Source organism: Paraburkholderia sp. Cpub6 (assembly GCF_014201065.1).
Classification (GTDB): domain Bacteria; phylum Pseudomonadota; class Gammaproteobacteria; order Burkholderiales; family Burkholderiaceae; genus Paraburkholderia; species Paraburkholderia tuberum.
Genome location: NZ_JACHDM010000038.1, coordinates 11,293 through 32,206 on the forward strand (window position 1 = coordinate 11,293; position 20,914 = coordinate 32,206).

Annotated in this window: 19 protein-coding genes and 1 pseudogene; 8 read left to right on the forward strand and 12 right to left on the reverse strand. The window is 61.4% G+C overall.

Annotated elements, in window-relative coordinates:
- Window positions 1-479: 479 nt before the first annotated feature.
- A complete protein-coding gene (locus HDG33_RS33935; protein ID WP_184039910.1) occupies window positions 480-1,829 on the forward strand; it encodes an NAD(P)/FAD-dependent oxidoreductase in 1,350 nt (449 codons plus the stop codon).
- 144 nt (window positions 1,830-1,973) lie between these two features.
- Here the strand turns inward: HDG33_RS33935 and HDG33_RS33940 are convergent.
- Together HDG33_RS33940 and HDG33_RS33945 are read right to left on the reverse strand one after the other, a co-directional pair.
- Window positions 1,974-2,135, reverse strand: a pseudogene (locus HDG33_RS33940) (cupin domain-containing protein); the annotation flags it as partial.
- Between the two features lie 2 nt (window positions 2,136-2,137).
- Window positions 2,138-2,728 carry a LysE family translocator gene (locus tag HDG33_RS33945; protein WP_090811625.1) on the reverse strand — a complete coding sequence of 197 codons (591 nt, stop codon included), beginning with the start codon at window positions 2,726-2,728 and terminating at the stop codon, window positions 2,138-2,140.
- 100 nt (window positions 2,729-2,828) lie between these two features.
- Between HDG33_RS33945 and HDG33_RS33950 the strand changes: the two genes are divergently transcribed.
- Entirely contained in the window at window positions 2,829-3,719 is an 891-nt protein-coding gene (locus HDG33_RS33950) for a LysR substrate-binding domain-containing protein (protein ID WP_184039913.1), read from the forward strand.
- Between the two features lie 89 nt (window positions 3,720-3,808).
- On the opposite strand, the gene HDG33_RS33955 is transcribed toward HDG33_RS33950, so the two are convergent.
- The gene (locus tag HDG33_RS33955) at window positions 3,809-4,699 is read right to left on the reverse strand and encodes a LysR family transcriptional regulator (protein ID WP_184039916.1); all 891 of its coding nucleotides are present in this window, start codon (window positions 4,697-4,699) and stop codon (window positions 3,809-3,811) included.
- A 121-nt stretch (window positions 4,700-4,820) separates the two neighbouring features.
- Here HDG33_RS33955 and HDG33_RS33960 point away from each other — a divergent pair, with 121 nt between their 5' ends.
- Window positions 4,821-5,561: an SDR family NAD(P)-dependent oxidoreductase gene (locus HDG33_RS33960; RefSeq protein WP_184039919.1), complete on the forward strand. Its 741-nt coding sequence runs from the start codon at window positions 4,821-4,823 to the stop codon at window positions 5,559-5,561.
- A 36-nt stretch (window positions 5,562-5,597) separates the two neighbouring features.
- On the opposite strand, the gene HDG33_RS33965 is transcribed toward HDG33_RS33960, so the two are convergent.
- On the reverse strand, window positions 5,598-6,347 hold the full coding sequence (locus HDG33_RS33965) for an SDR family oxidoreductase (protein ID WP_184039922.1): 750 nt from the start codon (window positions 6,345-6,347) through the stop codon (window positions 5,598-5,600).
- Between the two features lie 99 nt (window positions 6,348-6,446).
- Between HDG33_RS33965 and HDG33_RS33970 the strand changes: the two genes are divergently transcribed.
- Window positions 6,447-7,361 carry an AraC family transcriptional regulator gene (locus HDG33_RS33970; protein WP_184010480.1) on the forward strand — a complete coding sequence of 305 codons (915 nt, stop codon included), beginning with the start codon at window positions 6,447-6,449 and terminating at the stop codon, window positions 7,359-7,361.
- Here HDG33_RS33970 and HDG33_RS37845 read toward each other — a convergent pair.
- The 7 genes from HDG33_RS37845 to HDG33_RS34010 form a co-directional block, all read right to left on the reverse strand.
- Complete coding sequence (locus HDG33_RS37845; protein ID WP_260330677.1) at window positions 7,294-7,983, reverse strand: ABC transporter substrate-binding protein; 690 nt, start codon at window positions 7,981-7,983, stop codon at window positions 7,294-7,296. The two genes, HDG33_RS33970 and HDG33_RS37845, sit on opposite strands and share 68 nt — an antisense overlap.
- A gap of 153 nt (window positions 7,984-8,136) precedes the next feature.
- On the reverse strand, window positions 8,137-8,652 hold the full coding sequence (locus HDG33_RS38170) for a BON domain-containing protein (RefSeq protein WP_311548413.1): 516 nt from the start codon (window positions 8,650-8,652) through the stop codon (window positions 8,137-8,139).
- The gene (locus HDG33_RS33990) at window positions 8,568-10,064 is read right to left on the reverse strand and encodes an aspartate aminotransferase family protein (protein WP_184039928.1); all 1,497 of its coding nucleotides are present in this window, start codon (window positions 10,062-10,064) and stop codon (window positions 8,568-8,570) included. Before HDG33_RS33990 ends, HDG33_RS38170 begins: the two co-directional genes overlap by 85 nt.
- A 75-nt stretch (window positions 10,065-10,139) precedes the next feature.
- Entirely contained in the window at window positions 10,140-11,585 is a 1,446-nt protein-coding gene (locus HDG33_RS33995) for an adenylate/guanylate cyclase domain-containing protein (protein ID WP_184039931.1), read from the reverse strand.
- Window positions 11,586-11,703: 118 nt separating this feature from the next.
- Window positions 11,704-15,009, reverse strand: coding sequence for an adenylate/guanylate cyclase domain-containing protein (locus HDG33_RS34000; protein WP_184039997.1), 3,306 nt, complete (start codon window positions 15,007-15,009; stop codon window positions 11,704-11,706).
- Window positions 15,010-15,165: 156 nt separating this feature from the next.
- Window positions 15,166-16,113 (reverse strand): pseudouridine-5'-phosphate glycosidase, encoded by a 948-nt coding sequence (locus HDG33_RS34005; protein WP_090811608.1) that lies wholly within the window; start codon window positions 16,111-16,113, stop codon window positions 15,166-15,168.
- A gap of 62 nt (window positions 16,114-16,175) precedes the next feature.
- Window positions 16,176-16,838: a dihydrofolate reductase family protein gene (locus HDG33_RS34010; RefSeq protein ID WP_184039934.1), complete on the reverse strand. Its 663-nt coding sequence runs from the start codon at window positions 16,836-16,838 to the stop codon at window positions 16,176-16,178.
- A gap of 264 nt (window positions 16,839-17,102) precedes the next feature.
- On the opposite strand from HDG33_RS34010, the gene HDG33_RS34015 reads away from it, so the two are divergent.
- The 4 genes from HDG33_RS34015 to HDG33_RS34030 all read left to right on the forward strand — a co-directional run bounded on the left by HDG33_RS34015 (window position 17,103) and on the right by HDG33_RS34030 (window position 20,134).
- Window positions 17,103-17,612, forward strand: a complete 510-nt coding sequence (locus HDG33_RS34015; RefSeq protein WP_184039937.1) for a DUF1269 domain-containing protein — start codon at window positions 17,103-17,105, stop codon at window positions 17,610-17,612.
- A 147-nt stretch (window positions 17,613-17,759) separates the two neighbouring features.
- Window positions 17,760-18,887: an aminotransferase class V-fold PLP-dependent enzyme gene (locus HDG33_RS34020; protein ID WP_184039940.1), complete on the forward strand. Its 1,128-nt coding sequence runs from the start codon at window positions 17,760-17,762 to the stop codon at window positions 18,885-18,887.
- Between the two features lie 353 nt (window positions 18,888-19,240).
- A complete protein-coding gene (locus HDG33_RS34025) occupies window positions 19,241-19,873 on the forward strand; it encodes a hypothetical protein (RefSeq protein ID WP_311548414.1) in 633 nt (210 codons plus the stop codon).
- Complete coding sequence (locus HDG33_RS34030) at window positions 19,874-20,134, forward strand: hypothetical protein (protein ID WP_184039945.1); 261 nt, start codon at window positions 19,874-19,876, stop codon at window positions 20,132-20,134.
- 198 nt (window positions 20,135-20,332) lie between these two features.
- Here HDG33_RS34030 and HDG33_RS34035 read toward each other — a convergent pair whose 3' ends face one another.
- Window positions 20,333-20,731, reverse strand: coding sequence for a VOC family protein (locus HDG33_RS34035; RefSeq protein WP_184039949.1), 399 nt, complete (start codon window positions 20,729-20,731; stop codon window positions 20,333-20,335).
- Between the last annotated feature and the right edge of the window lie 183 nt (window positions 20,732-20,914).

The window sequence follows — 20,914 nt, forward strand, 5'->3', positions numbered from 1 at the left end:
CGACGCAGTCATCGTGCCATTGAGGCCCACAACGATGAGATACCTGCCGACAGCATCAATCCATCGACCAAAAGTGTGAACGTCGATGGCTTCATCCTGATCACCACAGATCTGGCGAAGAACGACCCCCAGCCGTCGGCGCGGCACCTACGATCATCCCTTTGACGACCACACCGAGTGGAAGGGCGCCGAACTGCGTTCAGCAGTACGTTCGAGCGCCTGGCCATCGCGGCGAGCCGACTGCGCCGAAGTGAAGTCGCGCGTCGGGTCTTGGGGCTCGTGCGTGTGAACCTGGAGGGGTTTCCAGACAGTGCGAGTACGCCGTTGAGGGCGAGGTCAGTAGGAGATCTCTCAATCAGAAAACCTGAAGGCAGCCATCAGAACTATGAGATTTTCTTGCTGTCGGGCTTCTGCGATAGTTGTTCTCAACCGTTGTGTTGGATTTCCGTACCGCGCGTCGTCGTCCAGGGAGAATCTGCATGCATCGTTTTGTGATCGTGGGAGGAGGAGCGGGTGGCATCGAACTCGCAACGAGGCTAGGCGATCGTTATGGTGGTCGGCGAAGAAGCGGGGCGCAACGTGCCTCCATTACGTTGATCGACCGCAACCCGACGCATATCTGGAAGCCCCTGTTGCACGAGGTCGCAGCGGGAAGTCTGGACCCATTCGCACAGGAACTGGCGTACGCCGCGCAAGCCCAGTGGCACGGCTTCCAGTTCATCCATGGCGAACTTGTCGGACTGGATCGTGGCTCGAGGCAGGTCCTGCTTTCGCCACTGCTCGATGACGACGGAGCCGAACTGGTACCGCCGCGCCGAATCGGGTACGACTCGTTGATTCTTGCCATCGGCAGTACAACGCACTACTTCGGCGTGCCGGGCGCGGCGGAAAATTCGCTCGCGCTTGACAACGTCGCTCAAGCGGAACGCTTCAGAAAGCGCCTGATTTCAGCTTGCATTCGCGCCGAACAACAACGAGACGCCGGTGAGCGGAGTGCATGTGGAGTGCCCGTCGATCACGCGCCTCGTGTCCAGGTCGCGATCGTTGGCGGGGGCGCTACGGGCGTGGAATTGTCCGCCGAATTGCGCAATACGGCGAAGGTACTTTCATCATACGGCTTGCATCGGCTCGACCCCACACACGACGTCGGGATCGTGCTCATTGAAGCTGGGCCGCGGATTCTGCCGGCGTTGAAAGAACGCGTGTCCACCGCAGCGGCCGGACTGCTGGGCAAACTCAATGTCAAGTTGATGGTCGACGAGCGGGTCGCGGAGGTCGCGCCCGGACTCATCCGCACGAAAAACGGCAAGACGATACGTGCGGATCTCACGGTGTGGGCCGCGGGCATCAAGGCACCCGCGGTGCTTTCAACGCTCGATGGGCTGACAGTCAATCATCTGGGGCAACTCAGTGTGCGTCGCACGCTTCAAACGGATCTTGACGACCATATATTCGCATTCGGCGATTGCGCGGCCTGTCCATGGTTGGGTTTCGAGCGCAATGTTCCACCGCGCGCCCAGGCGGCTCATCAGCAGGCATCGTTTTTAGTCAAGGCACTTGCGCGACGCATCGAGGGGCAAAAGCTTCCGGAGTTTGCCTATCGCGATCTCGGCTCGCTAGTGTCGCTCGGGCACGCGAATGCGGTAGGGAGTCTGATGGGAGGTCTTATCGGCGGCAGCATGCTCGTGGACGGACTGCTTGCTCGCTTCATGTATTTGTCGCTGTATCGGATGCACGTTGCAGCGCTGCATGGCTATGCACGCATGATCGTCAATACCCTCGCGCATCGGCTCCGTCGAAGCACCGCGCCGCACGTCAAACTGCACTGAGCACGCCTTTCAGCGTCGACTCGAGCGGAGGCGCCATGCACGCTCGAAACGGCACCTCGGCCAGACGATGCCGACGTCTCCGGCGTCTCGAATGGCTTCATCCAGCAAGGTCTCGATATCGGGGTGCTCGTGTTCTTCGGCAAGCTCCTCGTGCTCGTGGTCGTGCCAGACGAGCTGCCCGCGCAGTTTCGCGACCTTCACGTACTGATCGTTGACCCGTGCGACAACTTTCGGCGACCAATGATCCGACACATCGGCGAACGCGGCTTCAAGGTCGAACGATTCGGCGAGCGGATGGGAAGACATGCTTATCTCCAAGTCGGAATGAGGGACGCAGCGAGCAGCACACCCATCGCGAGATTGAGAATGCGCCAGTGGCGCGGCGTCCGAAACAGCCGCGCGAATAGAACGCCGAGCGCACACCACAGCGCGAGCGACGCGCACGCAGTCACCCCGAACGCTGCACCGAGCAGCATCGCGAGGCGGTTCGGATTGTTTGCGAGCAGCGCGAAAGACGCCGCCGCGCCAACCGTCATCGCCCAGCCTTTCGGGTTGAGCCAGAGCAGCAGGAAACCGTTGACGAGCGAAACCGGGCGCACGGGGCCATTGCTCGCGTTTGGCGGCCCGCTGCGCGCGATGCGCCATGCGAGCCACAGCAGATACGCGGAGCCGAGCGTCCTCACCGCCGTTTGCAGCGACGGCAGCGTGAGAAGCAGACCGCCAAGCCCGAGTGCGGCGAGCGCAGCGAGCAAGGCGAGGCCCATCGCGATGCCGAGCATCAGCGGTATCGAGCGTACGAAGCCGAAGCGTGCGCCTGAGGCGGCGGCGAGCGTGGTCGCGCCGCCGGGCGTCACGGTCGCGACGGCGACGAAGAGCAGAAGCGGCAGAATCGAGGTCATCGGTGCACATTCGGATCAGTGAATTCGCACTGTACGGATCGTCAAAGCAACGTGAAAGCTAATAATATTGATGCGGTACATTACGCCGCATAATGCATAGATGAGCCGAAATCTCGACCTCGATCTGATCCGCACCTTCGTTGCCGTCGCCGATAGCGGCAGCATGACGGTCGCCGCGAATCTGCTGCACATGACGCAAGGCGCCGTGAGCCAACAGGTGAAGCGCCTCGAAGATGTGCTGGATTGCCTTCTGTTCGTTCGCAAGACGCGCCGGCTGGAACTGTCGCACCAGGGCGAGCAGTTTCTCGTGAAGGCGCGCAAGCTGCTGCGGCTGAACGACGAAATCTGGGCCGACATGACCGGCCAGCCGTTGCGCGGCGCCTTGCGTGTGGGCGTGCCTTACGATCTCGTGACGCGGCTCGCGCCCGCGATGAAAGCATTCGCCGAGGCGCATCCGCACGTCGAAATTTCGTTGGTGTGCGCGGCGTCGCGAGAGCTGAGCGAAGCGGTGAATAGCGGTCGCGTTGACGTGTCGTTGGTCGAATATGTCGCAAGCGAAGCCGAAGGTGAAGTGGTCTGCATCGAGCAGTTGGTGTGGGTCAAGGGGCGCGGCAGTGATGCATGGCAGAAGCGGCCGTTGCCGCTGTCGATGGTAGACGAGCGTTGTGCTTTCCGTCCGGTGGTGCTCGGCGCGCTCGCGGACGAGGGCATTGCGTGGCGCACGGTGTTCGAGAGCGGAAACATCGAGGCGACCGCCGCAACGGTGCGCGCGGGCCTCGCGATCACGGCCTGGCTCGCCTCCACGGTGCCGGCCGATCTGGAGACGCTCACGTTTCGAGTCAGCGGCTTGCCTGCACTGCCTCCGTTCGCGATCTGTCTGCGATTGCCCGCGACGGTTCAGCCAGCGGCACAGGAATTCGCGCGCCATGTGCGGGATTCGATGTCGAGCGACGCTGGCACTCAACGCACGCCGCTCGCGAACATTGCGTGACGGACGGCGTTTGAAGTGCGCGCCGGAATCGACTGATTAAGACGCACGCAGTGCCGCGAGCCATCTTTTAGTTCACGGACGTCGCGATCCTACAAGCGCTGCGGCAGCGCAGCCGCAAAATAGTCAGTCACCCGGCGCACGCGCGCAGGCACGAAACGACGCCTCGGCCAGATGATGCTTACATCACGGGCGTCGCGAATGAAGTCGTCTAGCACGGTCACAATGTCGGGATGCTTGAGTTCGTCGGCGAGCGAGAGCTTCGCGAAGAGGCCGATTCCCACGCCGGCGAGCACGGCCGATCGTATTGTCTCGACGCTATTCGACGACAGGTTGCCTCGCACCGGTACGCTGAATCGGCCTCGTGGCCCATGAAACGGCCAGTTTGCCGACTCCATCAGACCGCCGTAGAGCAGGCAATTGTGATTGGCGAGTTCGGTAGGATCCTTCGGTACACCGTATTGCTCGAAATAGCGACGCGATCCGACGCAGACCAGCGGGGTGCTGGCAATCCGCTTCACGACCGAATCCGGATCGTTGACGGAGCCCACTCGAATCGCGAGATCGATTCGATCCTCGACCATATCGCGTACGAAATCCGACAACACGAGATCGACCCGCAGACCAGGATAGCGCGACAGCAGCTCGGGAATGAGCGGAACAACGTGCAGGCGACCGAACGTAGAGGCAGAGGCGATCCGGACAAGCCCCGAGACATCCAGCGTGCTGCTGGTCAGTTCGCTGTCGGCCACCTCAATCTCGTCCAGCAACGGCTTGGTGCGTTCGTAGTATTTCTGCCCCTGATCCGTCAGCGTCACGCTGCGTGTGCTTCGGTTCAATAGCAGCACGCCCAGGCGCTTTTCCAGCGCGCCGATCGACTTACTGATCGCGGACTGTGACTCGCCGGTTCTGCGCGCCGCGGCGGAAAAGCCACCCGCTTCAACGACGGCGAAGAAGGCGTTCAATTCGTGAAACCGATCCATTGTATTTCTCTCGTGCGATCTATTCTCTCGGTGAATGGATCTTATGATAAATCCGCCGATTATCATTCGCAGGGGCCGCAATTACGATGTCACTTCCATTCACGAACAGGCAGAAGCTTCAATGTCTACTCTCACAGGGAAGATCGCCGTGATTAGCGGCGGAACGACGGGTATCGGCCTGGCGATCGCCAGGCGATTCGTCGCCGAAGGCGCTCACGTCTTTATCTTCGGTCGGCGCCAAGGCCAGCTCGACGAGGCCGTCAAACTGCTCGGACGCAACGTTACCGCGCTTCAGGCCGACGCCGCGAATCTCGATGACCTCGACCGTGTCGCTGCGGCAGTCAGGGACGAAAAAGGTGTCGTCGACATCATCGTGTCGAACGCGGGCTTTACCGAGCAGGCTTCGATCGACACCATCACGCCCGAGCATTTCGACAAGGCATTCAACCTCATGGCGCGCGGCCCGGTATTTCTGGTGCAGAAGCTGCTGCCGATGATGACAGGTGGTGGGTCGATCATCCTGGTTTCGTCGGCCATGCACGTCATGGGCATCCCTGGTCATACCGCCTACGCGGCGACCAAGGCCGCGTTGCGTTCCTATGCCCGCACCTGGGCCGCCGAATTCAAGGATCGCGGCATTCGCGTCAACATGCTGAGCCCCGGTGTCACCGACACCCCGATTCTCGACGCCCAGTCGGCGACACGCGAGGATCTGGTGAGCATGTACAAGAGCATGGTCCCGATTGGTCGACTCGCCCGCGCCGAGGAGATGGCCAGCGCGGCGCTCTTTCTCGCCTCCGAACAGAGTTCCTATATGACGGGCGCGGATTTGATGAATGACGGCGGCATCGGCCAGGTCTGAGGCCCGAGGCGCTCACCTCCGCGATTTTTACTCGTGCTATTTAGCGGCCGCGTTGTACCACTTGACGGCGTCCTCGCCGGCGGGGATGTGGAACGGGCTCGATGAATCGGTCGCTGCGAGCCAAACCGCTTCGGCGACATCCGATGCGTGCGTGACGGCCGTTTCTTTCTGCCAGTTTGCGAAAATCTGCTCCACGAGCGCGCCGTACGGCTCGGCGAATCCGTCTTTCATACGTGCCTGCGCGTTCTCGCCGAAGCGGGTGGAAGGCGCGCGTCCCGGCAGCACGACACGCACGCGCACATTGAACTGCTCCAGTTCGAGCGCGAGCGATTCGCTGAACGCGTTGACCGCGGACTTGCTCGCGGTGTAGACCGACAGCAAATGCAGCGGTCTGCAGGTGACGGTCGATGTCACATTGATGATCACACCTTCGCGGCGCTCGCGGAACTGCGGCAACACGGCTTGCGCCATCGCGATGGTACCGAGCGTATTGGTCTCGAAGATATCGCGCACGGTGTCCATCGGCGTTCCTTCGAGCGCGTTCAGAAAACCGATACCCGCATTGTTGACGAGCACGTCGATCGGACCGGCGGCATCGATGACGGCGCGAATGCTTTGCGGGTCCTTCACGTCGAGGGCGAGAATCGAAAGACGATCGGAGCGCGGCAAGACGTCTTCGCGTGGCGCGCGCATCGTGGCGATAACGCGCCAGTCGCGATCCAGAAAATAACGCGCGATTTCGAGGCCAAAGCCGGACGAGCAACCGGTAATCAAGACGGTCTTCATGTCGAATCCTGTGGTTGGTGACAGTCCCAACACAATAAGTCCTGACCGCCCGGACTCGCTACAATTGAGCGTCCAGGTTTCATTCGAAATCGTCCGATCATGATCGACCCGCTCGCCGAAATCGTCACATTGCTGAAGCCGACGCCCACGTTCTCGAAAGTGCTGAGCGGCGCCGGGCGCTGGCGCGCGAGCCGCACGGAAGTCGGCCAGCCGTTCTATTGCGTGGTGCTCGAAGGTTCCTTCCGTCTATCCGTCAATGGTTGCGAGCCGCTCATTCTTCAGGCCGATGACTTCGTGCTCGTGCCCGAAGTTTTTAGCTTCACGATGACGAGCATCAACCCGCCCGACGATGACGACGTCTCCGATATCGCGCCCGCGGCACTGCCCGACGGCAGCTTTCGTTTCGGCGATGCATCGGTCGCGCCAGAAGCCCAATGGCTTGCGGGCCTCTGCGCGTTCGGTTCGCCGGATGCGGCCTTGCTTGTCTCGCTCTTGCCCAAGCTCGCGCACGTGCGCGGTGAACCCAGGCTGGCGACGCTCGTCAAGCTCGTGAGGGAAGAATCGCGCGCGCAGCGGCCCGCGCGCGAGGTCGTGCTGGCGCGACTGCTCGAAGTGCTCTTCATTGAAGCGTTGCGAGCCACGGGGACGGGGGCGTCGCCCGGACTCGTGCGCGGCCTCGCCGACGCCCGTCTCGCGCTCGCCATCCGTCATATGCACGAGAGTCCGCACAAGCCCTGGACGATCGCACAACTCGCAAAAACCGCCGCGCTTTCACGGTCCTCTTTCTTCGATCGATTCAGCCGCGCAGTCGGCGTGGCACCGATGGAGTATCTGTTGTCGTGGCGCATGGCCGTCGCCAGGAGCCTGCTGCGCCGGAACGAAGTCAGCATCGCGGTGATCGCGGAACGTGTCGGTTACGGCTCGGCGAGCGCATTCAGCGTCGCGTTCACGCGTCATGTCGGGCTGCCGCCCACGCAGTATGCTCGAGACGCAGCGAATGTCGTCGCTCGATAGCGTCGTGTTTTGCCTCATGCGACCTGCGCATCGAAGCGAGGGCACAGATGTGCGACTGGATCCGCACGAGGTCGCGCAGCACGTCGAGATGCAATGAGCTTGACGCGATGCTGTCGGGCTTGCCCTCGCGCAGGCGGTCGAGATGAGAATCCCGTGCGGCGCGTTCGAGACGCCGCAGCGCCTGTTTGTCCTCGAGCAACTGCGCCGCAGTCTGCATCCTTCCCGACACGAGCAGCGCCTGAGCACGGTGAAAACTGTCGATCACTAACTGGTGCAGCGCGCGCAGATCCTCGGCGCCTTCAGCCGAAAAGCTCACCTGCGCCTTGATCTTTTTCTGCGCCAGTTCCATCAGATTCTTGTCGACGATATCGCCCATCCGGATCAATTCGCGGCCGGCCTGTCCCGGCGTCGAGTACTGGATCTTCTGCCTGAACTGCGGCGCGAGCAGGTCTGCGTAAGTTTTGGGCGGGCTCTTCAGCACCGCCGAGTTGTAGATGAAGCTCGGGTAGTTGCCGACCATCGCGTAGTACAGGCCTTTCGGATCCTTGTCGTGCGTCTCGATCTTGTCGGCGGCCGCCGGCGAGTAGGACTGCAACAGGCCGTCAGCTGCGGCTTTCTGCATGAAGGGCTAAATGCAGCGAGCTGAGGCGCGAACGACCCCGAAATCAGGTTTTCGCGCAACAGTCGCGCGTTGCGCCTTCGTGGAGCTTCAGGTCGATCCGGAGATTCTCACTAGAGCATCGTCTACGCCGAAGTGATGAGATCAACATCGAGCCTATCCGGCCGATGCCGCGAGACGTTGCTCAATGCTTGCTGCATCGCTCTTTCGCATTGTCAATCTGTTCGTCACCGCCTTGACTCCCAGCACTGATCTTGCTGCATTGCCAGCGCGCGAGATCTGCCAGCTTTCCGGCACCGATCCGCTGAGCGTGACGACGCCGTGGCTCGCCCTGATGTGAATCTCTGAATCATCCATATCCGGTACCCGCCTGAGGGCGCGGCGAACGTCACGAACTATCGAAGTATCCGGCCTGGGTCGAGGCGGCGAGCCCGAGGCCGCCACCCTTTGTGCGACCGCGCCGGCCGTCGCGCTCATACCTTGTTGCGCGTTCGCATAGGCCGCGCCACTCGCGATGGCCGCAATTAACATTGCGCCGATTATTCTGCTCGCATTGCTTATGTTCATGCTGGCTCCTTTGGGTTCTGTCAACCTTGCAAAATCCGCTGTCCGTGTCGAACGATTTCTTCGACCAGCAGATCCAGGTCGTCCTTGCGGGTTCGGTGGTTGCATATCGCGACCCTGAGGCAATGCACGCCGTGCACCGTTGTGTCGGACAAGGCCGCGATGCCAGCTTCCTGAAGCTGCAACATGATCTCGATGTTGAGCGCCTTCAATGCTGCCTCTTCCATCTCCTCCGGTTGATATCTGAAGCATACGATGTTGATGTTGGTCGGCACGACTAACTCGAGGTGTCGCTCGGACTCGATGAGGTCACTGAGGTAGCGAGCCTGCGCGATGTTCTGGTCGATCAGACGGCCGAACTTCTCGACTCCATGCTCTTTCAGAGCCATCCAGACTTTTAGCGCACGGAAACCTCTAGACGTCTGCAATCCATACTCGTAGAGCCAGGGGGCCGAAGCAATTCCGCGCGCTGTTGGTTGCAGGTATTCCGATGTCACCGCGAATGCGCCTCGATGCGCCGCAGCGTCGCGAACGAGGGCGCAGCCGACCTCAAACGGAGCGTGCAGCCACTTGTGAGGATCGAGGGCGATCGAATCAGCGCGCGCAATGCCCGCGACGCGATATGAATTGTCGGGTGCGATCTGAAGCAGCGCGCCGATGCATCCGTCTACGTGTAACCAGACGTTCTGTTCAGCGGCCAGATCCGCCAGCGCCATCAGATCGTCGATCGCACCTGTATTGACTGTCCCCGCCGTTGCGATCACGCAAGCAGGCTGAAATCCCGCTGACCGGTCCTCTGCGATCGCAATCCGCAGAGCGGCAACGTCGATTCTCAGCGCCGCGTCGGTCGGGACCCGCCGCAACGCCGCGTTTCCCAGGCCTAGCGACTCCATCGCCTTACGATGGCAGCTATGCATCTGATCGGAGCCATAAAATCGCAACGGTCGGTCGATGGCGGCTACACCATGCTCGCGCACGTCGATTCCAGCCTTCGCATTGCGTGCCACTGTCAGGGCAATGATATTTGCCATCGAGCCGCCGCTGACCAATGTGCCGCTGGCGGAAACTGGAAAGCCAACCATCTCCTTGCACCAGTTGACGACCTGCTGATCCATCAAAGCCGCCGCATGATTGCCGCCACCCAGGTTGGAACCCTGAATTGCCGCCAGGAAGTCTCCCAGTGCGCCGGTGAAGTTGCTTGCCCCCATATACCAGGACCAGAAGCGAGGATGTACGTTGCCCAGTGGATAGGGCATCAAATTCTCGCCAAGCTCGTGATAAATACTTTCCACTGGTGACGCCGAGCGTGGCAGCGCCTGCTCGAATAAGGCCCTGGCCTCCTCGGGCATGCTTCGCCACACTGGCCGGCTGCGCACGTCGCGCAGGTAGTCGACCGCATCGTCGACGATGCGGTGCGAGAGTGTCCGCAGCGCAACCCAATCGTCCGGATCGAGCGTTTCCTCGGAACGCGGCTGAACGCCGTGCATAGGGAGCAAACCGGCTGCGTCGTTCTTCTCCATCTCGGCACCTGTCGGGTTCGACGTTGAGCAAACAAGAATAGCCCCAGGAGGAGGCAAGATCGGCGCCGTAAGCCGTCACCACTCGGACACGATGCGATACACGCTTGCCCTGCCCTGGAGGCCGCGAAGCGGAGCCTCAAATTCGACGACAGTGCGGCCACCAAGGAGGTCGCGGACCCCAGGCGCACTATAGAGCGCTTCCGAAATGCAAATCTCCCCGGCGTCGGCGAGAGACTGCACGCGCGCGGCGACGTTGACGGCCTGACCGAAATAATCGAGATTGTCGTTCAGTGTCACCGCAATCGACGGCCCGCAATGTGCCCCGATCTTCAGGATGATCGCCGGTTCTCCACGTTCGCGATTGAAGCGCCCAATTTCCTCCACGATACTCAACGACGCGGAAACTGCGTCCGTTGGTCGACAAAAGACGGCCATCACAGCGTCGCCAATCGTCTTTACGATAGCGCCGGAATACCGTTGTGCGATCATCTCAAGCAAGGCGAAATGCTGTCTGACGAGGCCGTACGCATTCAGATCGCCGATGCGTTCATACATGGCCGTCGAACCCTTGAGATCCGTGAAAACGAACGTCACTTGCCGAATCCCAAGGCCTTCCTTCTCGTCAACGTTCTCCGAGCGGAACAGGCGCCGGAAGGTCTGTCGCGCCACCAGCGCCCCTCCGGAGAGATACGGTTCGAATTCGAGCGGCGGCTTGATGGCCTGAGCGACGACCTCTGGAGGCCAATTGATCAAGAGCAGCGACCCGCGCGTGCTCCCGGTATTCCTTACCTGAATGACGACAGGACCAGGCGGCACAACGGAGAGCGCCGGGGCAAACCGTTGACCGTCATAACCGACCTGCAACAGTGTCGGCGAGGTAGCGGCCTCACCAGCGATCGGAACGATGAGAGCGGCTTGTGTCTCGACATTCACACCCGTCAAGGCACCGGGGCCAAGAACAGCCTGCAGGGTCGTCGTCGAACCTGGCGGCAGGAACGTGAGGCCGCGCACGAGCCCCCGCAAGAAGTCGAGAAACCGGACTTGCTGGCCGGCGAACCGACCGTCACCGTTAAATCGCAGTTTCCAGTGGAAATCTTCCACGGAAAGCGACTCGGGATCGTGGAACGTCAGCCTCCGAAGTTCGGGCGATATTGAAAACGTGACCTGGATGAAATCGTCGAGGTCGGTTTCGCCCGTAACGTCGCATAGCCCACAGACGTAATGGGTCTTGAGAGTGCGCAATGATCCGAAGCTGTGGAGGACCATTCCCGACTGCGGACAAAGAACGTCCCAGTTCATCTCGAACAATCCGTATCGCGCCGCATGAAGAAAGAGGTCAATGCATTCAGCCTCGCTTATGCCGCGATCTCGCGCAAACGCCAGCGGATTGACCCGGTAGACGGACAGCTCGTCGCCGCTCCTGATCAGAGTCTCGAGCTTGGAAATGACGCGCGGACTCCATGATCTCGCCTGCTCGATCGCGATCATTTTGCTCTCGAGAAGCCGATCGTCAATGTTCATCGTCGTGGCCAGGTCAACGGAGAACAGTCAGACACAACTGCCGTGTCATGTCGCTTTACCTTGGATTGCAAGATACGGTGATGGTTGGACGGCGTCAACAGGAGTGAGCGCGGCGACCCTATCCTCCTCTATCGGCCTCGCCCGAAAGCGCGGCCTCGATCGCCTGGAGCGCATAAAGGAAACCCAGGCCGCTGCCCTCCTGCCGTAGCCGCTGGAGTTCCTTCAGCGATGCCGGATCGCGATTGCCGGTTCCATACGAGACAAGCGCCCGTGCGCGCGCCACAAAAAATCCGGAAAAGGGCGTTGGCTCGCGGCGTGCATAGTCTTCAAGGGCCGCAGCATGATGCGCGGCCGCATCCCAGCGTTTGCGGTCGATGCATGCATCTATCGCATCACGTCGAAACAGAAAGTGGTTGTGGCTCACCGCTCCGGCCGCGAGCAAAGCTTCGCCCTCCGCGAGCGCCTGTGCGAAGACAACGGGGTCGTCCGTCGTGCGCGCGAGCACACCGAGATAAGCGGGGCCCAGGTAGTTCATGCCGGTCTCCCGGCTGATCGACAGCGCCGCTTCGATATCGGCGCGCGCTTCGCGCGGACGGCCGGCGACCCGATGCAATTCCGCGCGAAACGCGAGCGCTTCACCTTCGAAGCGCCTTGATTTCAGCTCGCGCGCGCACTGTAGCGCAGGAGCGACGTGCTCCCACGCGCGATCCCACTCCGCGCGATCGTGCAGGCAGTGCCAGGCAGCGTGATGGGCGACGGCGAGTGCGCGGGGATGCCCCACCTTCTGCGCTGCGGCGACGCTGGCAAGCGCGGCGTCGAGCGCGCGCGCGGCTTCGCCGGTAAACCACGTCGTGATCGCCCGCATCGGAAGGTTGGCCACCTCGATCCGTCCGAAGCCATGGCATTGGCAGAGTTCGATGCAGCGGCTGAAGGCCACGTGGGCGCTGATCATCCGGCCGCGCATGTACTCGCCATCGCCAAGGCCGCCGAGCGCGGCCGCCTCCTGTTCGGGATCACACGCGTCGCGCGCGAGGGCAAGGCTGCGCCCGTGCTCACGCACGCAGCCGTCGATATCGCCGCGGGGAAAACACAGATTGCCGCGCAGGAAGTGAATGCGCGCCTCTTCGCGCAGCAGGCCTTGGGAGGCTTCAGCGGCGGAGTCGAGGTCGGCCCATGCACCGTCGAGATCGTCGATGATCCGCTTCACCGTGGCCCGCCCGATCCATGCGCGGCAACGCTCCGCGTCCGTCGTCGCATATTCGAGGGCGATTTCGAATGCATGAAGTGCCGACTTCATGTCGCCCAGGTCATGCAGGACGCTGCCATGTAGACACTCGAGTGCGGCGCGGTCGCTACGTTGATCCGCGAGATCGAGACCTCGTTCGACAAGCCGGAGCGCGGCTTCATGGCGGTGCCCCGACGCCTGCGAGCGCGCTGCTTCGCAATAGGCGAGCGCTGCCCCGGGTTCTCCCGCGCGATCGAGATGTTCGGCTCGCAGGACGAGGTCGCGCTCGCCGTACCACTGTGCGGCGCGACGATGCAAATCGCGGCGCCGGCTTTTCAGCAGCCCGTCATAAATGGCGTCGCGAATCAGTGCGTGATGGAAGATGAATCCGGTGCCTTGACGTCGTAACAGCAGACCGATCACAAGCGGTTCCAGCGCAACGCCGGCATCCGCATCGGCGCCAGCGCCATCGACGAGAAAATCGACCGCCTCCTTCTCGAACAACTGGCCGAGCACCGAGGCAGCCTGCAGCACAGTCTTATCGGCGGGATCAAGCCGATCGAGCCGCGCCTGTACGAGGCTTCGCACCGACCCCGGCACGCCGGTCCCTTCGCCGTCCTGCGCATCGTTCAGCAACTGTTCGAGAAACAGCGGATTGCCCGCCGCCCGCTCGATGCAGCGTCCCGCCAGAGCTGCCTGCGTCCCGGGAAACGATCTGGCCATCGCATGCGCGTCGCCGGCGCTCAGCGGACCCAGATCGATCAGCGAATAAGGTCCGCCGGTCGCCACGCGCCACGGCTCTTCACTCGAATCGCCGTGCGTCCGCACTGTCAGCACGAGTACGGCCGGACATCCCGTCATGGTTTCCGACAGTCCGGCGAGGTCGCGAAGCGTCGATTCGTCCGACCAGTGAATATCCTCGACGACCAGTACCCGAGGTTGCTGGCGGCTCGCGCGTTGGACGAGGCGGGTCAGGGCGTTGCGTCGGCCGCGAACGCGCATTTCATTGTCCATGGCGTCGTAGACTGCCCGGTCCTCGAACCCCATCGGCAAATCGACCAGATCTTCGAGAAAGAGTGCGTCGCCAGCGTCGATCAAACCGCTGGCGAGCGCGTGCTCGACGCCAGTGGCACTCGCAGCTCCGTCAGTTGAGCCGTCGGCTGCCAACAGGCCGCGCACGAGAGACCGGATTGCGCCACGTCCGGTTGACGCACCGAAGTCGAGCACGAGGCCAGTATGAGAAAGGAATCCTGACTCCCGCGCCTCGCGTTCGAATTCCTCGACCAGGCGTGTTTTACCGATCCCGGCCTCACCGCGCAGCAGAACGGTGCGTCCGCCTCCGGTGTCGCGGCACGAATGGAGCACGGATCGAAACTGCCGCATCTCATGATGCCGGCCGACGAACGGCCGGCCCGGGCGTGAGCGCCGAAGGCCGGCAATACACCACGCCGTGACCGCTTGCGCGAAACCTTTGACCGACAGCGCGCCGCGTTCGACACAGTCCAGGCTATCAGCCAGCGGGCGTCGCACGCTTTCCGAGATCAGGATCGTCCCCGGCTCAGCCGCATCGGTGAGACGCGAGGCGAGGTTGACCGTGTCGCCGGTGACGGTGTATTCCCTGTGAGTCGCGCTACCGGTGCCGCTTGCGACGACTTCGCCGCCGGCGATGCCGATATGCACGCAGACCGGGCGGCCGAGCGCACGCGACAGGTCGGGCATCCCGTCCCTGATCGCGAGTGCCGCCCGCACGGCGCGTTCGACATCATTGCCATGCGAGACCGGCGCGCCGAATACTGCCATGACGCAGTCGCCGACGTGCTTGTCGACGTGCCCGCCATGCTGCTCGATGGTGCGGTCAACCTGCTCGAAGTAGCGATCGAGCACGGCGAGTACTTCCTCCGCGTCGACGTCACGGCTCATCCGCGTGAAGCCACACAGATCGGCGAACAGGACGACGACCTGCCGTCGTTCGCCTTTCGCCTCGCCTGGGCTCGCGCCGCTATGCCGGGGCCCGGTTCGCGCCCGCAATTCAGTCAAGGCATCGAGCAGTTTGCGGCGATGACCAACCGACGCAATACCCAGTTCTTTCAGATCGTCCGCGGTGAGATCGCGAAGCACGTCGGCGTCGATGGCGTTCTCGCGAAACACCGGTTCATACCGCTCCATTCCGAGGCTGTGCAGCCACACGGCGACGTCCACGCGCCCTCCTGAGAGGAAGGTGTCGAATCCGTCAAAGATAGCACGGGGCTGGCTTCGTGGAGCCCTGCGCCCCGGGGCGGCGGCAGCTTCGGCACTGGCTCGAATCAGCGCGGTGGCCGTCAAGGAAATCGCCAGCCGCGCGAAACGGCAGTGAGGCTACACCGCGCCTGTGCTGGGCTTTGAGCGTGCCAACGCTAGCGCCAGCCTTGCGCCGACCTCGGCGTTGTGTTTCACGAGCGCGATGTTTGTCGCCAGGCTGCGCCCGCCTGTCAACGCCTTGATGCGCGCCAGCAGGAAGGGGGTGACGGCCTTGCCAGTGATTCCTTGTGCAGCGGCCTCGTCGAGCGCCTGCTGGGTCAGCGCGTCGATCTCTTCGAACGACATCGCTGCGGCTTCCGGCACCGGAGTGCTCAACACCACACCGCCGTCGAGGCCCAGGTCCCACTTGGTGCGGATGAACCGTGCCTGTTCCTCCGCGTCGTCCAGCCTGAAGTCCGCGCGAAAGCCGCTGTCACGCGTGTAGAACGCCGCAAAATTGTCCTGTTCGCAACTGAGCACCGGCACGCCGTGGGTTTCCAGGTATTCCAATGTGAGCCCGATGTCCAGGATGGACTTCGCACCGGCACAGATCACCGCCACCGAGGTCTTCGCCAGTTCCTGCAGGTCGGCCGAGATGTCAAAGGTTTCATGCGCGCCTCGGTGTACGCCGCCAATGCCGCCGGTGACGAAGACCTCGATGCCGGCCAACGCCGCACATATCATCGTGCCAGCCACGGTCGTGGCGCCCAGCCCGCCGCCGGCCAGCACGGCCGGCAGGTCGCGGCGGCTGACCTTATGTACGTGGTCCGATCGGCCGATCGTTTCCAGCTCGTCATCCGAAAGGCCGATGTGGATTCGCCCATCGATCAGCGCAATAGTCGCCGGCTCGGCACCCGCGTCACGGATCAAGGCTTCCACTTCGCGCGCAGTGCGAACGTTCTCCGGGTAGGGCATGCCGTGGGCGATGATGGTCGATTCCAGCGCCACGAGCGGGCGACCGGAGGCCTGCGCAGCGGCTGCAGGCGCGCTCCAGGTCAACCAGGAGCGTGCAAGGTCAGCAACCATGTCGATCCTTTCGGTGGTGTGATTCACTGAAGTATGCGGTACAAGAGGCCTTCAGCGAGTGCTTAGGCGTCCGTGTGCCCTTGGCGCCTTAGGACGACATGCGCGGCCTTCTCCGACGCTACGAATTCAACGCATTCGTATCCCAGAGCCCGCAAGTCGACCCCTTCGAACAGCGATTCTCCCCGGCCGAGCAGGACCGGCGCGACGGCAATGTGCAGATCATCGATGAGGCCCTCGCGAAGATACTGCTGAATTGTGTCCGGCCCACCGCCAATCCGCACGTCCATTCCGGCAGCGGCCTCGCGTGCACGGTCGAGCGCCTCGCGAATGCCTCCTGTTATGAAGTGGAACGTCGTGCCGCCTGCCATCTCGATGGGGGGACGAGCGTGATGGGTCAAGATGAAGACTGGAACGTGATACGGTGGATTGTCTCCCCACCAGCCTTTCCAGTTTGTGTCCGGCCAGTCCCCACGAATGGGTCCGAACATGTTGCGCCCAAGAATCCAGGCCCCGACATTCTGAAAGCCGCGGACGGCGAAATCATCGTCAACCCCGGTCGTACCGCCGTCCTTGCCGAACAAGGCTTGCTGGAACGTGTGGGTTGGGACTAGCCACTGATGCAGTTCCGTCCCGCCAACGCCGAGCGGATTGTTGATGTCCTGATTCGGGCCTGCACCGTATCCGTCGAGCGAAATGGTGAAGCCCGCAACGCGAACGCGTGTCATCGTTTGCCTCCGTTTAGACGCCTAACGTAATGTGGACCGCAAACCTGCATGGTTTGCCGGAACTACGCGAAATAGTCTGGCAGCAGATGTTTGCTCAACCCTATGTCTCCAGGAGAAGTTTTCCGAATTTGTAAGCTGGCATACAGCGGCGACCATCCATCCAAACACGGCACGCACCTGCCCAGAGCCAACTTTTGCCTGCCGCAGGCGTACGATGAACGGCATAGTCCCGTTTGAGGACGGCTTGATTGATGGAGGGTCGAGATGAGACGTCTTTATTTCCTCGCATCTGACACGTCGACGGCGAAGGCGATCGTAGACGACTTGCTGCGGGCGCGGATCACATGGCGACATATCCATGTTCTCGCGAATCACAGCGTCGCACTCGAACAGTTACCCGAGGCAACTTTGCTGCAGAGCAGCGACGTCGTGCACTCGCTCGAACGAGGCGTGGCGCTCGGCGGTGCGACCGGAGCGCTTGTCGGCCTCGTGGCGCTGGCGTTTCCTCCCGCGGAGCTCGTTATTGCGGGCGGAGCCGTCATCGCATTGACGTTGGCGGGTGCCGGCTTCGGGGCCTGGACGGCCGCGATGATCGGCGTCGCCGAACCGAATGCACGACTCGAGCGCTTTCGGGACGCCATCCGTGACGGCCAGCTCCTGATCATGGCCGACGTGCCTGGATCGCGCGAACAGGAGATCGAGCAGATGGTCGCGCAGCATTTTCCGAAGGCCGATATCGAGGGCGCGGAGCCCACGACACCGATCTTCCCCTGAGAAGCAGTCGGGACGAGGCGAGCGGCGCCACCTTTGGGGGCGACTGCGATCGAAGAAGGGCGGGGGCGTCTCGGCCGATGCCGTTGCAGGCAGCTTTCGTTAGAATCTGTTTTCGATTCTTTTACTCGTCAATTACCGGAGGCGAACGTGCCAGGGTTACTTCCCGATGTCGACCGCGATGGACTCCTCGAATATTCGGTCGTCTACACCGACCGATCGATCAATCACATGTCGCAGCTCTTTCAAGGAGTCGTACGCGATATTTCCGGCGCCCTGAAAAAAGTCTACAACGCGAAGTCGGCCGTTATCGTCCCGGGCAGCGGGACTTTCGGCATGGAAGCCGTCGCCCGGCAGTTCGCGACGAACAGGAAGTGTCTGGTCATCCGCAATGGCTGGTTCAGTTTCCGCTGGTCGCAGATTTTCGACATGGGCGACATTCCGTCTGAATCGGTGGTGTTGAAAGCGCGTCCGGTCGAACGAGGTAGGCAGGCCGCATATGCACCGGCTCCGATCGAAGAAGTCGTCGCTGCGATCAAGGAAAACAAGCCGGATCTGGTCTTTGCGCCGCATGTCGAAACCGCATCCGGGATGATGCTGCCTGATGCCTACTTGCGCGCGGTGTCCGACGCGGTGCATGCCGTCGGCGGCATGTTTGTCCTGGATTGCATCGCCTCCGGTACGATCTGGGTGGACATGCAGGCCAGCGGCATCGATGTCCTGATCAGCGCACCGCAAAAAGGATGGAGCGCGTCACCCTGCTGCGCAATGGTCATGCTCAGCCCTCTCGCCCGCGAAAGAATCGACGCAACGACCAGCAGCAGTTTCGCTTGTGATCTTGGGAAATGGCTGCAGATCATGGAAGCCTACGAGAACGGCGGGTTCGCGTATCACGCCACGATGCCCACGGACAGTCTCGCGACGCTGCGCGACGTCATGAAGGAAACCGAGGCATATGGCTTCGAGAAAGTCAAAGCTGAGCAGCTTGAACTCGGCAAGCGCATTCGCTCGCTCATGAGTGACAAAGGTTTCAAAAGCGTGGCTGCTGAAGGTTTTCAGGCTCCTGGCGTCGTGGTCTGCTATACGGACGATGACGGCATACGATCCGGCAAGAAATTCGCCGATGCCGGCTTGCAGATCGCGGCCGGTGTTCCCCTTCAATGCGACGAGCCAGAAGACTTCAAAACCTTCCGCGTCGGATTATTTGGCCTGGACAAACTGCATGACGTCGAAGGCGTGGTCGCCAGGCTCGCCAAGGCGTTGGACAGTATTCTTTAGAGCGTTTTTCCAAAGCACGTGCGCGTGGCTCGCTCTCGCGACCGGCCGCCGCACGGCGCCGCGAAACTTCATTTTTCATCCGACGCATCAGTCGGATAACCTTTTCAGTCTGCTCTTTTCATCCCGCCAGGATCCCAGCTCTCAATCGGAGTTCCTAACACGCTTTAATTCGGGGTTTTTTGAGATGGTGCCTTGTTGCACAATCGGGCCTCCTTTATTGCCTGTGAGGCACTATGCATTCAGTTTCCCTGGGCTCTCATCGCGGCGCCAATGAAAGGCGGCACGGACATTTCTTTTCGATCAGCCTTAGCAGATCGTTCTACCTTCACATCGAGTCTCCCTGGCTGTTTGACGTGGACCGGTGGTTCCACTTTGCATTGCCGGCGAGCGTACCTCGCGAAGCACACGACGACACTGTGCAGGCCATGGAAGAAGCGCGCGCAGCGTGGCTACAACATAGCCCATCCGTGCTGGTGTCGCATCAGCCATACGAGTTACGCGATATGCTCGGCCGGAGTGAAAACCGCTTTCATATGCACAGGATGGACGACCATGAGATCGCCAAGGCTCTATACAACGAAGTGAAGAACGGCAACCTGCTCTTTGTTCCCGAACGGGACGAGATGCGCAAGTGCGTGCAGGCGATACGGCAGCAGCGGGAAAAGGCTTCCCGCTCAGCCGCCGTACGCGCGCAGAAACTGGCCAACGCGGACATGCTAAGGTCGCTCTACCGCGACACCCCACGCGTGCCGCAGAACTTCGACAATGCGCAGCCGTTCAAGTACACACCGGACGCGATAAGCGACGATGTGCAGAGCATCGCGGCGCGCGGAGTGAGCGAAGCGCACGACGCAGAATGCCACGCGCAGTACGAACGAGACATGGACGAATGCACTGCCTATCGGATGGCAATGGGTGGGCAGAGATTCATGGATGTGTGCTCGCAGAGAGCATTTCAGAACTATCAACGATGCAGAGGATATTGAATGGTAACTCACCCCCAAAAGCGATGTGTCGTGGTCATGTGGTCCGAGGAAAAGCAGGCACTAGTCTCCTATACGCTTGACGTTGAAAAGGTGCTGGCGGTTACCACGCGACAGTTTCCTTTAGAACTGCCGGTGGCCGACTACAACAATACGCTGGACGATGAGTTCGCGCGTCGGTTCGGCGGGGCGACGCTCAATCTTCTCGCTCTGTCAAATCCTGAACTGAGGCCGTTCATCAAGATTACCTCGACTAACGACTGACTTGCTGAATGGAAGCCCTCGACGGGATCATCGGGGGTGACGAATGCCTCAGGAAGTCAACCGAATGTTAGGTTCACTGAACAGTAGCCGACCCGATCCCGTCGACCGCTCGCGCCGCCTCGACGGCAATTTTCAAGTCGAAGCGGGTACCGCTTCGAAAATAGGCCGGTGTATAGCGTGTTCGGGGCTTTGCGAATGCTACGGAGTCACGGGATCGTGACAACAAACGCAAATCCTGTTTCCCTCCGGGTCGCGGAAGTACGCCCCGTAATAGTCCGGGTGATAGTGTGCTCGCAAGCCGGGAGGACCTTCGCAAGAACCTGAGTTTGCCAGCGCGCTAGCGTATGCGTTGTCGACTGAACGACGATCAGGCGCAAGCAATGCCACCATTTGACCGTTTCCGTGTTCTGCTGCGTTGCCATCATATGGCCTGCCGATAAGGAAGAGCGGGCGCGGCATACTCTCAGCCATCCAACCAGCCCACGGTTTATCTGGCTCGCAAAACTTCAGTCGATGTCCCAACTCGCTCATGACGACCGAATAGAACTTCAACGCACGGTCAAAGTCATTAACCCCAACGAAAACATGCGAAATCATCCTGGTCTGTTCCTGTTCGAGTTGCGATGTCTTTGCACGTTATCACGGCGGAGTTGCGCTCGACCTCTTGAACGCTCGCGAGCGTCGGGCGTGCGAGTGGAAACCTGGAAGCTTCGATTAATGAATGTAATGACAAGCGGCAGAACCGTGCACGCGTGCCCCCGATTGGGCGGACGACAGGGG